The organism is Xenorhabdus griffiniae (genome assembly GCF_015163655.1).
In the GTDB taxonomy this organism is placed as follows: Bacteria; Pseudomonadota; Gammaproteobacteria; order Enterobacterales; family Enterobacteriaceae; genus Xenorhabdus; species Xenorhabdus griffiniae.
The window spans coordinates 60721-73416 of sequence record NZ_JADEUF010000002.1; the positions used below are offsets into that span (position 1 = coordinate 60721).

At 44.8% G+C, this 12696-nt stretch carries 10 protein-coding genes; 2 read left to right on the top strand and 8 right to left on the bottom strand.

Annotation, left to right across the window (positions count from 1 at the left end; genetic code table 11):
* Positions 1–54 precede the first annotated feature (54 nt).
* The 6 genes from odhB to sdhC form a co-directional block, all read right to left on the bottom strand.
* Complete coding sequence (gene odhB / locus IQ211_RS01085) at positions 55–1266, bottom strand: 2-oxoglutarate dehydrogenase complex dihydrolipoyllysine-residue succinyltransferase (protein ID WP_189758117.1); 1212 nt, start codon at positions 1264–1266, stop codon at positions 55–57.
* A 14-nt stretch (positions 1267–1280) separates the two neighbouring features.
* Complete coding sequence (gene sucA, locus IQ211_RS01090) at positions 1281–4088, bottom strand: 2-oxoglutarate dehydrogenase E1 component (RefSeq protein WP_189758116.1); 2808 nt, start codon at positions 4086–4088, stop codon at positions 1281–1283.
* Positions 4089–4423: 335 nt separating this feature from the next.
* Positions 4424–5140: a succinate dehydrogenase iron-sulfur subunit gene (locus IQ211_RS01095; RefSeq protein ID WP_189758115.1), complete on the bottom strand. Its 717-nt coding sequence runs from the start codon at positions 5138–5140 to the stop codon at positions 4424–4426.
* A 37-nt stretch (positions 5141–5177) separates the two neighbouring features.
* Positions 5178–6944 (bottom strand): succinate dehydrogenase flavoprotein subunit, encoded by a 1767-nt coding sequence (gene sdhA / locus IQ211_RS01100; protein ID WP_189758114.1) that lies wholly within the window; start codon positions 6942–6944, stop codon positions 5178–5180.
* Positions 6945–7292 (bottom strand): succinate dehydrogenase membrane anchor subunit, encoded by a 348-nt coding sequence (gene sdhD, locus IQ211_RS01105; protein ID WP_189758113.1) that lies wholly within the window; start codon positions 7290–7292, stop codon positions 6945–6947.
* Positions 7286–7675, bottom strand: coding sequence for a succinate dehydrogenase cytochrome b556 subunit (sdhC, locus tag IQ211_RS01110; RefSeq protein ID WP_074022583.1), 390 nt, complete (start codon positions 7673–7675; stop codon positions 7286–7288). Before sdhC ends, sdhD begins: the two co-directional genes overlap by 7 nt.
* Positions 7676–8296: 621 nt before the next feature.
* On the opposite strand from sdhC, the gene IQ211_RS01115 reads away from it, so the two are divergent.
* The gene (locus tag IQ211_RS01115; protein WP_189758112.1) at positions 8297–9580 is read left to right on the top strand and encodes a citrate synthase; all 1284 of its coding nucleotides are present in this window, start codon (positions 8297–8299) and stop codon (positions 9578–9580) included.
* 102 nt (positions 9581–9682) lie between these two features.
* On the opposite strand, the gene IQ211_RS01120 is transcribed toward IQ211_RS01115, so the two are convergent.
* Entirely contained in the window at positions 9683–10468 is a 786-nt protein-coding gene (locus tag IQ211_RS01120) for an AraC family transcriptional regulator (protein ID WP_189758111.1), read from the bottom strand.
* 120 nt (positions 10469–10588) lie between these two features.
* Here IQ211_RS01120 and IQ211_RS01125 point away from each other — a divergent pair, with 120 nt between their 5' ends.
* Positions 10589–11737 carry a multidrug effflux MFS transporter gene (locus IQ211_RS01125; RefSeq protein ID WP_189758110.1) on the top strand — a complete coding sequence of 383 codons (1149 nt, stop codon included), beginning with the start codon at positions 10589–10591 and terminating at the stop codon, positions 11735–11737.
* Positions 11738–11821: 84 nt separating this feature from the next.
* Here IQ211_RS01125 and IQ211_RS01130 read toward each other — a convergent pair whose 3' ends face one another.
* Positions 11822–12565 carry a type 2 GTP cyclohydrolase I gene (locus IQ211_RS01130; protein ID WP_189758172.1) on the bottom strand — a complete coding sequence of 248 codons (744 nt, stop codon included), beginning with the start codon at positions 12563–12565 and terminating at the stop codon, positions 11822–11824.
* Positions 12566–12696 lie beyond the last annotated feature (131 nt).

Sequence of the window (12696 nt, forward strand, 5' to 3'; positions counted from 1 at the left end):
AACGTCGTACTACTTCAGACTTGGCGGAATTCACACTCTCCGCCGATAGTGATGCTATACATCCAGCAGCAAACGTGTTGGATCTTCCAGCATTTCTTTGATGGTCACTAGGAAGCCGACTGACTCACGACCGTCAATCAGACGGTGGTCATAGGACAGTGCCAGGTACATCATCGGAAGGATCTCAACCTGACCATTTACAGCCATTGGGCGATCTTTAATGGCATGCATACCAAGGATCGCGCTTTGTGGTGGGTTAATGATCGGGGTGGACATCAGAGAGCCGAAAACACCGCCGTTGGTAATGGTGAAATTACCGCCAGTGAGTTCTTCAACAGTCAGTTTACCGTCGCGGCCTTTGATAGCCAGCTCTTTGATGCTTTTCTCAATGTCAGCCATGCTCAATGCATCTGCATCACGCAATACCGGTGTAACCAGGCCACGTGGTGTAGATACAGCAATACTGATATCAAAATAGTTGTGGTAAACCACATCCGTTCCATCAATGGAAGCGTTCACTTCTGGATAGCGTTTCAACGCTTCAACAACCGCTTTCACATAGAAAGACATAAAGCCCAGACGTACACCATGACGTTTTTCAAATGCATCGCCATACTGCTTGCGCAATTCCTGAATTGGCTTCATGTTGACTTCATTGAAAGTCGTCAACATTGCCGTATTGTTCTTCGCTTCAAGCAAACGTTCTGCAACACGCTTGCGCAGACGCGTCATTGGAACACGTTTTTCACTGCGGTGTGGCAATAAAGATGGCTGTTCAGCAGATGTAACAGGCTTATCACTCACTTTTTTATTCGCAGCGACATATTTCTCGATATCCTCACGCACAATACGGCCACCAACACCACTGCCTTTAATGGCAGCAGGATCTAAATCATGCTCTGCAATCAGACGACGGACAGCAGGGCTTAGTGCATCGTTGCTTTCTTCTTCCAAAGACGCAGTCTGACGCTGTGCTGGTGTTGCCTCTGTTTTAGCTTTTACTTCGGCAGGTATACCCGTGCTGTCACCTAAACGGATACGACCTAATAGTTGCCTGGACAGTACAGTGGCGCCCTCTTCTTCCAAAATGGATTCCAAAACACCGGCTTCACTTGCTGGTACTTCCAAAACCACTTTATCCGTTTCAATTTCAACCAGCACTTCATCACGCTCTATGGTGTCACCTGGTTTTTTATGCCACGTTGCCACAGTGGCATCTGCAACAGATTCAGGAAGGTCTGGGACCAGAATTTCTACGCTACTCATTTTCTATCCTTAATTTATTCAACGTTCAGTGCGTCATTAACCAGTGCTTGCTGTTGCTGCTGGTGAACAGACGTATATCCCACAGCTGGGGAAGCAGATGCCGGACGACCTGCATAACGTAAAGAAGCCCCAAATGGGATTGCTTCACGGAAATTATGTTGACTGCAATACCAAGCCCCTTGGTTCAGTGGCTCTTCCTGACACCAGACGAAGTCATGAACATGGGCATACTGCTCAAGTTCAGCTTGCAGATGTTGACGTGGGAATGGGTACAGCTGTTCAATACGCACAATAGCAACATCGGTCTGTTCGTTCTTACGACGCTGTTCCAGCAGATCGTAATAAACTTTGCCAGAACAAAGCACAACGCGCTTAACACCTTTTGGATCTAAAGCGTCAATTTCACCAATCACTGGCTCAAATTTGCCATGTGCTAATTCATCCAGAGTAGACACAGCCAATGGATGACGCAGTAGTGATTTCGGTGACATCACGATGAGCGGACGGCGCATACCACGCAGAGCCTGACGACGCAGCATGTGATAAACCTGAGCTGGAGTCGATGGTACGCAAACCTGCATATTTTGTTCAGCACACAGTTGCAGATAACGCTCCAGACGTGCCGATGAGTGCTCTGGTCCCTGACCTTCATAGCCATGTGGCAGCAACATAACCAAGCCACACATACGGCCCCATTTCTGTTCGCCAGAACTGATAAATTGGTCAATCACAACCTGAGCCACGTTAGCAAAGTCACCAAATTGGGCTTCCCAAATCGTCAAAACACGAGGTTCAGTTGTTGCATAACCGTATTCAAATGCCAATACAGCTTCTTCTGAAAGGACAGAATCCCATACTTTAAATACACCCTGTCCATTGTGGATATTCGCCAACGGCACATAAACAGAAGCATTGTTTTGGTCATGAATAACAGCATGACGGTGGAAGAAAGTACCACGTCCCGCATCTTCACCAGAGATGCGGACAGGAATACCTTCATCAACCAAGGTCGCGTAAGCCAATGTTTCCGCAGCACCCCAGTCAAACAATTTATTGCCATTAGCCATTTCTGCACGGTCGCTATAGATTTTCGCAACACGTGAGTGCATTGACACTTTGGCAGGAACAGTGCTGATGCTTTTGCCAAGATCTTGCAGGCGTTTCATATCCATCTGATGTGGATACTCTTCATCCCATTCGTGGTTTAAGTAGGGTTCCCATGTAAACGAGTGCAGCCCCATTGGGCGCCATTCATCGACAACACATTCACCATGATCCAGTGCATCACGGTACAGGTTCGTTATCTCAGTAACGTCATTGGCTTCCAGCAAACCTTCCGCTACCAGCTTATCTGCATAGATCTTACGTGCAGTTGGTTGTTTTTTGATTTGCTGGTACATCAGTGGCTGAGTTGCACTTGGCTCATCAGCTTCGTTATGACCGTGACGACGGTAGCAGACCAGATCGATCATAACGTCACGTTTGAAGGTATTACGGAAGTCAAGCGCCAGACGTGTGACGAATGCAACCGCTTCCGGATCATCTGCATTAACGTGGAAAATTGGCGCCTGAACCATTTTCACAATATCAGTACAATACTGTGTTGAACGAGCATCTTTCGGGTTAGACGTGGTGAAACCAATCTGGTTATTCACTACGATACGAACAGTACCGCCAACTTCATAACCGCGAGCCTGAGACATGTTCAACGTTTCCTGAACAATCCCCTGCCCTGTGACTGCGGCATCACCGTGGATGGTGACCGGCAGCACCATGTTACTGCGACCTTCATCAAGACGATCACGGCGGGCACGTACAGAACCGATAACAACAGGGCTGACAATCTCAAGGTGAGATGGGTTAAAGGCCAGAGCCAAATGTACCAAACCACCTTCGGTTTCAAAATCAGACGAAAAACCTTGATGGTATTTTACGTCGCCTGTACCCAGATGCTCTTTGTGTTTACCCGCAAATTCATCGAACAGATCTACCGGTTTTTTACCCAAGAGATTGACCAATACGTTGAGGCGACCACGATGAGCCATCCCCAAAACCACTTCACGGGTACTTTGTTTACCTGCGTGGCGGATCAACTCTTTTAACATAGGGATAAGTGCATCGCCACCTTCCAGGGAGAAACGTTTCGCCCCTGGGAACTTAGCGCCTAAATAGCGTTCCAAACCTTCCGCTGATGTTAATTCTTTCAGGAAACGACGCTTTTCCTCTGCACTAAACTGTGAACTGACTGTCACTGATTCCAGACGTTGTTGGATCCAACGTTTTTCTTCCGTATTGGTGATGTGCATATATTCCGCACCAATTGAACCGCAATAAATGCGTTTCAACGCGTCATACAGATCAGCCAATTTCATGGTTTCTTTGCCAATGGCAAAAGAGCCTACATTAAACGTTTCTTCAAAATCCGCTTTTGTTAAATTATGGAAAGCAGGATCAAGATCGGGTACAGGTTCCTGTTTCCATAATCCCAATGGATCAAGGTTTGCATTTTGGTGTCCGCGGAAGCGGAATGCATTGATGAGCTGCAATACTTTGACTTGTTTTGCATCCATTGCTGGATCGCTGACTGAAGTGTGGTAACGCGTGGCATCCTTTGCCAGACGACGGAAATAATCGCGTGTCTGTGAGTGAAGTTGTTCGCCGCTAAGTCCTGCTTCCGGTAATTGTTGGAAAATTTCTCTCCAACTTGCATCAACAGAATTAGGATCGGTTATATAGTCTTCATAGATTTGCTCTATGTAAGACTGGTTTGCACCAGCCAGAAAGCTTGAGTCCAGCCAGTCCTTCATTGCGCCGTTCTGCATTGTGATCCCTTAAGCTTTAAAAGCTTTAGTTTTCGCCGTGGTTAACAAATACCGCTTAATTAGCGGTGTTGATAAAAGGTTCATTTGGACGTGCTTAATGCATGTTCTTCTATGGGTTTTCCTACCCTTCAAGGAACCTTTAAAAACCGAATATCAGTTTTTAAAGATCCCTTTATTTAGAAACAGACTTCGTCTTTAGCAGCAGGCAATTTATCATTTTTCATTCTTTAATGCCCTCCACTGATTTGATATTTATTTCAAAATTGTGGAGGGCAACATTATATGCACTATTTACACACTATTTATGTGTTATTTATGTGCAAATTGTTATTTTGCTATGCACTATGTTTCAGCAACATAGATTTAATATGACCAATCGCTTTGGTCGGATTCAATCCTTTAGGACATACATTGACGCAATTCATAATTCCATGACAACGGAACACACTGAATGCATCATTCAGATTATCCAATCGTGAACTTGTTTCTGTGTCACGGCTGTCAGTCAGGAAACGGTATGCCGCCAAAAGACCAGCCGGCCCGATAAATTTATCCGGATTCCACCAGAATGATGGACAGGACGTTGAGCAGCAGGCACATAAGATACATTCATACAAACCATCCAGCTTTTCACGCTGTGCTGGTGATTGCAGGTGCTCACGCGCAGGTGGATTTTTACCATCATTAATCAGATAAGGACGGATTTTCTCATATTGCGCGTAGAACTGCCCCATATCAACAACCAAATCACGCACCACAGGCAAACCAGGTAATGGACGAATAACGATTTTCTTATTGCCACGGCGCAGCGCTGAAATGGGGGTAATACATGCCAAGCCGTTTTTACCGTTCATATTCACGCCATCAGAGCCACAAACCCCCTCACGACAAGAACGGCGGAATGACAAGGTTGGATCTTGCTCTTTTAGCTGGATAAGCGCATCCAGCAACATCATATCGCGCCCTTCCTCTGCTTCCAGTGTGTAATCCTGCATACGAGGTACATCATCGACATCTGGATTATAACGATAAATTGAAAATTCAAGTTTCATAATCTATTTCTCCGCAACTGGAACATCAGCAATGCAATTAGTAAGAACGCACTTTCGGCGGGAAAGCTTCACGCAGCGTTGGCTGCATATTCACTTCACGACGAGTCATGCTCTCAGTTTGCGGTAAGTAGAGGCTATGGCACAGCCAGTTAGCATCATCACGCTCTGGATAGTCAAAGCGGCTATGGGCACCACGACTTTCTGTACGGAAATTCGCAGCAACCGCAGTTGAATAAGCCGTTTCCATCAGGTTATCCAATTCCAAACATTCAATGCGTTGGGTATTGAATTCTGATGAAGTATCATCCAGACGAGCATTTTTCAGACGTTCACGGATCACTTTCAGCTCTTCCAGTCCTCTTGCCATCGCATCACCTTCACGGAATACCGAGAAATTATGCTGCATACAAGCTTGCAATGCTTTGCGGATTTCCACTGGATCTTCACCTGAACGGGTATTATTCCAACGGTTCAGACGTTGAAGAGCCGCATCGACATCAGATTCGCTAGCATCACGGCTAGCACCCTGTTCCATCAGACACTCTTTCAAATGCAAGCCTGCGGAGCGACCAAATACCACCAGGTCAAGCAGTGAGTTACCCCCCAGACGGTTTGCACCGTGAACAGAGACACAAGCAATCTCACCCACAGCAAACAAACCAGGGATAACTACATCTTCGCCTTTTTCATTGACTGTCAGCGCTTGACCTGTGATCTTAGTTGGGATACCCCCCATCATATAGTGACAGGTTGGGATAACAGGGATTGGTTCTTTTACTGGATCGACGTGGGCGAAAGTACGGGATAATTCAAGAATACCTGGCAGGCGAGATTCCAATACTTCTTTACCCAGATGGTCCAGCTTCAGTTTAACGTGCGGACCCCATGGGCCTTCACAGCCGCGACCTTCACGGATTTCGATCATCATAGAGCGTGCGACTACATCACGGCCAGCAAGGTCTTTAGCATTTGGCGCATAGCGCTCCATAAAGCGCTCACCATCTTTATTCAGCAGGTAGCCACCTTCACCACGACAACCTTCCGTAACCAGAACACCCGCGCCAGCAATACCTGTTGGGTGGAATTGCCACATTTCCATATCCTGAACAGGAACACCCGCACGTAATGCCATCCCCACACCATCACCGGTATTGATATGCGCATTAGTTGTGGATTGGAAGATACGACCAGCACCACCGGTTGCCAAAATAGTCGCCTTAGCTTTGAAATAGACCACTTCACCGGTTTCGATACAAATCGCGGTACAACCGACAATTGCACCATCCTGATTCTTAACCAGATCCAACGAGTACCATTCGGAGAAAATAGTCGTGTGGTTTTTTAGATTCTGCTGATACAGAGTATGTAATAGAGCGTGGCCAGTTCGGTCAGCGGCGGCGGCAGTACGAGCAGCCTGCTCGCCACCAAAATTTCTGGATTGCCCGCCAAATGGGCGTTGGTAAATACGGCCATCATCCAGACGGGAGAATGGCAGCCCCATGTGTTCCAGCTCCAAAATAGCTTCTGGGCCAGTCTTACACATATATTCGATGGCATCCTGGTCACCAATATAATCGGAACCTTTCACCGTATCATACATGTGCCATTCCCAGTTATCGTCATGGGAATTGCCCAACGCAACAGTGATCCCACCCTGTGCTGATACAGTGTGGGAGCGAGTTGGGAACACTTTGGAAATCAAAGCACAAGATAAACCCATTTGTGAAATTTGCAGTGCAGCACGCATACCTGCGCCGCCAGCACCAATAACAACAGCGTCAAACTCTCTTACTGGCAGTTTCATTTATGCACCCCACACCACAATTGTTCCGTAAATCAAATAAGTTAACAGCGCTACGATAATCACCAGTTGCAAAACCAGACGCAGTGCGAGCGGTTTGACATAATCTGTCAGTACCTGCCACATTCCAATCCACGCATGAACCAGAATAGAAAGCAGCGTCAACACAGTGAATACTTTAGTGAGAGATGAAGAAAAGAAACCCCGCCAGACTTCATAGGTAATATCCGACGTTGTTGCGACAAAACTGACAAGATAGAGGACGTACAAAACAATAATAATTGCGGATGCGCGCAGTAGCAGCCAATCCTGAATACCTGTACGACCCAAAGCGGATGCGTTGCTTACCATAATAATACCCCAGCCAGAATAGACAGAATAACCGCGATTGCTATTGCTACTTTGGCAGATGCACTACCGGTAGCAAGATTCTCTTCCAGGAAACCAAAATCCATCAACACATGGCGAATGCCTCCACAAATGTGGTAAGCCAGTGCCGTCAATATCCCCCACAGGATAAATTTGGCGAAGAAGCCAGTCATGATTTCAGATGCTTGCAGGAAGCCTTCTTGCGAAGACAGAGACATCCCCAATAACCACAGTAGAATGCCAACTGCGATAAAGGTGATGACGCCTGAGATACGGTGCAAGATCGATGCTATCGCGGAGACGGGTTGGTTAATCGTCCGCAGATCAAGGTTGACAGGTCTTTGTTTTTTCACAATTTTGCCCACAAAGCTTTTTTTATTTTCCATCCTCCGGTCCTGGGCGGGAATCAGACAGCGCGAAGAGGATACAAAGACACAACATAATTAACTTAAACAATCCCTACTGTTCATCAAAAGTTGTGATTTGGTTACGCTGGGTGCTCCTACATCAGGATAATCCGGAGACCTGTCAGAAGTATAAGTACTTCACATTGTTATTACAATTGCCACACAATATGATTATTAACATTTAGCTTGAACAGTGAGAAAGATCACGCTTCAAACATTTTTCATGAAATTAACAATCTTGTTTGACAAAGATTAAACATTTATCTTACATATATGTCGTTATATATTATTTGCCATCATTTTATGATGCAAAATTAATCTTAACGAAAAATAAAAGTTATGCAAAAGTATCATATAAGCACAAAATGATAACATTTTATGTCAATAATACTTTAAACATAACTTCCAAAAACTTTTTAACAACCTGAAAACCATTGTCATCCGTAATGAGATTTCAGCGTTAAATGTGATACCAGCCTGATTTTAAATTCTCTCCGGTAGCACAATGCCTTCGGCACAGTATAAATTGCGCCTATCTGGTTGTTAGGGGTTATAAAAATAAGCGCTAAGGAGATATAAATGGCTGATAAAAAGGCTACGTTGAACATAAATGGTTCAGCTGCTATCGAACTAGACGTACTAACGCCGACCCTAGGTTCTGAAGTGATTGACGTTCGTACCCTCGGCTCAAAAGGCTTCTATACTTATGATCCAGGTTTTACTTCCACTGCTTCCTGTGAGTCGAAAATCACCTATATTGATGGCAATGAAGGCATTTTGCTACACCGTGGTTTCCCCATCGATCAGCTTGCAACGGAATCGACCTATCTGGAAGTCTGTTACATTCTGCTATATGGCGAACCTCCCACTCCCGAAGAATACGAAAAATTTAAAACTACGGTGACTCGCCATACTATGATCCACGAACAGATCACCCGTCTGTTCCATGGTTTCCGCCGTGATTCCCATCCAATGGCTGTACTTTGTGGTGTGACAGGCGCATTAGCGGCCTTCTATCATGATGCGCTGGATGTCCATAATCCTCGCCACCGTGAAATTACTGCTTACCGCCTGCTGTCCAAAATGCCAACTGTTGCGGCAATGTGTTACAAATATTCTCTTGGACAGCCTTTCGTTTATCCACGTAACGATCTATCTTATGCGGCTAACTTCCTGTACATGATGTTCTCAACACCGTGTGAGGAGTATAAAGTTAATCCAGTCTTAGAACGCGCGATGGATCGCATTTTCATTCTGCATGCAGATCATGAACAAAATGCTTCAACTTCAACGGTACGTACTGCGGGTTCTTCTGGCGCCAACCCATTTGCTTGTATTGCTGCGGGTATTGCATCCCTTTGGGGGCCAGCGCATGGTGGAGCAAATGAAGCCTGCTTGCGGATGTTGGAAGAGATCCAAACTGTCGAACACATTCCTGAATTCATCGCTCGCGCCAAAGACAAAAATGATTCTTTCCGCCTGATGGGCTTTGGTCACCGTGTTTACAAAAACTATGATCCTCGCGCAACAGTGATGCGTGAAACCTGCCATGAAGTACTCAATGAGCTTGGTCTGAATGACAGTCTGCTGGAAGTGGCAATGGAATTAGAGCGTATTGCCTTGCATGACCCATACTTCATTGAGAAAAAACTGTATCCAAACGTCGACTTCTATTCAGGCATCATCCTGAAAGCTATGGGTATTCCATCGACCATGTTCACCGTGATTTTCGCCATTGCCCGTACTATTGGCTGGATTGCACACTGGAATGAAATGCACGATGAAGGCTTGAAGATCGCACGTCCGCGCCAGCTTTATACTGGTCACTCGAAACGCGATTTCAAGAGCCAGCTGAAAAAATAATTGAATCAATAACACTATTCATATTCTGGCACATTTTGAATAGTGTATTTCTGCACCTCTTATGTCAGTTTTTTATTCTGATATTAGAGGTGTAGTTTTGTTTTATCTCTCTGAACCCGCCATATATTCCCTTGGCGGCCTTCCCATGATTTTGCGAAAAAATGTCACAAATGCACTATCATTGGCAAAACCGAGTTCCTGTGCAACATAGGATAACGTTTTATTCTGTGCCAATAACTCTATTGCCTTTACCAATCGCCATTGCTGCCGCCATTGTTGATAATTCATTCCTGTTTCACGCTGAAATATCCGAGTAATGGTTTTCTCACTGGCACCAATATAAGTCGCCAGACTGTGTAATGGTGGCGGCAATTGATCAAATGATAAATATGCTAAACGCCGATCAGAAGGTAACGGCAATAAAGTTGGTTCCCTACGTGCCTCACGGATCTCATCAAAAAACAGTGCTAACAAATTTGCTTCTTTTCCCTGATACCAATCAGAATCAAAAGAAGATATCGCGATACGCTCCAAAAGTGCCTGTAATAGTGGCGTGGCTTCTAATATTTCACTTTGCGTCGGAAGCAATGCCATTTCAGAAAACTCCAAGTAACTGGAATTTAAATAAATAGAACGATAACCTACAGAGCCACGCATTTCTGCCCGATGCCGTATCCTGGGAGGAAGCCATGCCACTCTGGTTGGCGGCAGAACAGAAATCTGGTTTGCCAAGGTAATCTTGATACAGCCCCGTTGGGTAAACAATAATTGCCCCATATCATGTTGGTGAAAGCCAGAATCGTGTTGCCCCATCTCTGCTGCGATCCCTATTACAGGCATATCCAAGCTATCAGGATCAAAATAATCACGTTGTTGCAGCCATGCCATGTTTATTCCTTCTGATTTAATGTCCGATTAAATAAACAAATAGTCTTTATTATCATAAAAAGACAACGGCCATAATGCTAACCTTTCAAACCATGACTTATCAGCAAAAAGAAAAAAATCATGCAAAATAAACCATCAATCTGGCTCGCTATTGCCTTGATGATGTTCCCACAGATCGTAGAAACCATCTATAGTCCCGCATTAATCAATATTGCCGCTGGATTTTCCGTCAACCCAGAGCAAGCCGCCCAAACACTATCACTTTACTTTTTTGCTTTTGCTCTTGGTGTTGTCGTATGGGGACGTATGTGTGATGTCATTGGCAGGCGCCCAACTATTATTACTGGTCTATCACTCTATGGCCTCGCTTCCCTGTTGGCATTATTGACACAACAATTTTGGTTATTGCTCATTGCCCGAATGCTGTCTGCTTTCGGAGCCGCAGTTGGCTCTGTCGGCACACAGACTATTATGCGTGATACTTATCGTGGGGAAGAGTTAACACGTGTCTTTTCTGTTATGGGTATTGCCTTAGCCATCAGCCCTGCCATTGGCATGCTCAGTGGTTCAACATTGAACTATTTTGCTGGCTATAAAGCGGTCTTTGCTGGGTTAGTTATTCTGGCCGTTATCCTGACCTGTTGGTCTATTACCCGATTACCAGAAACTCGACCAACTGATATAACAAAGGTGGCTTTATTTAGCACAGTAATTATGATGATTAAAGATATTTCAATTTGGCGAAATGCCTTTTTGACCGCACTTTTCAATATTTGTTTGTTCAGCTATTACCAATTAGCGCCATTTCGTTTCCAACAATTCGGATTATCACAGAAAGTATTTGGTTATACTGGTTTGTTATTAACTTTCGGCGTTGGATTAGGTTCACTATTAAACAAATATCTATTAAAGCATCAATGGGTATCAATCCAAGTAGTTACCCTTGCTTCATTAATCAGTTTATTCAGTGGGATCGGTGTCTATTTGCTCGAAAATAGCTGGCTCTTTATTTTTCCAATATTGGGAATAGTCATCGCTTATGGGTTGGCGATCCCGAATATTTTAGCTTCTGCATTAACTAACTATTCAGATAGGCGAGGTACAGCCGGTGCTTTACTTGGGTTGTTTTACTATTCGCTGCTGGGGCTTGGTTTGGCATTGGCAGGCTGGAGTCAGGCATTAGGCTGCGTATTAATATGTTGTGGGATCGCAATGATTGTTTTATCTCTCTTTCAAAATAAAAAGCCCCACGTCCCGAAATGGAAATAAAATCCAGAAGCTATATACCCATCTAACGTCAAGATGCGTGTGATTTCTCCCTGCTTCGCGGGGAGAAATCAGGTTTCTAAAAAATCAAGCCGGATTAGGAATATCGATAAAAGTCACATCCAACCCATAATTATTCGCCAGCCATTCACCGAGTGCTTTGATACCATAGCGCTCTGTCGCATGGTGCCCTGCCGCAAAAAAATGCAGTCCCATTTCACGGGCAACATGGATTGTTTTTTCTGATACCTCTCCTGTCACAAAGGCATCAACACCAAACTCTGCCGCCTGTTCGATAAAACCTTGACCACCACCTGTACACCATGCCAGCGTGCGGATCTCTTCGGGGGCATTATCACCACAATGCAGTATCTTTCTCTTCAGGCTTTTTTCGAGACGTTCAGTCAATTCTGTCGGTGTAATAGGTTGATCAAAAGCACCATGAGGAAGAAGAGTATCAATCTCACCGATAACTTTCACACCCATCTGACGGGCCAATTGGATATTGTTACCTAAAACAGGATGGGCATCTAACGGAAGATGATAACCATACAAGTTGATATCATTACAAAGCAGTGTTTGCAAACGGCGACGCTTCATGCCACGGATAACCGGAGATTCATTCTTCCAAAAATATCCATGATGAACGATGACAGCATCTGCCTCAAGGCGAACAGCTTTATCCAACAATGCTTGACAGGCTGTCACGCCTGTAATTACCCGTTGAACATGAGGGCGGCCTTCCACTTGTAATCCATTGGGAGCGTAATCTTGAAATTCACGGATCTTCAATTCCGTATTGAGCACATGCTCCAATTCAACATTGTTCATCACATTCTCCTTGTCACTTAGCATTTTCTTCATCATAAAATACATACCTGCCATGGATTAAGTCAAAATAGATTGGTTATCACTTCAAGATGCGTGTGATTTCATATTGTGTTGTAAATTGCAACTTAAAG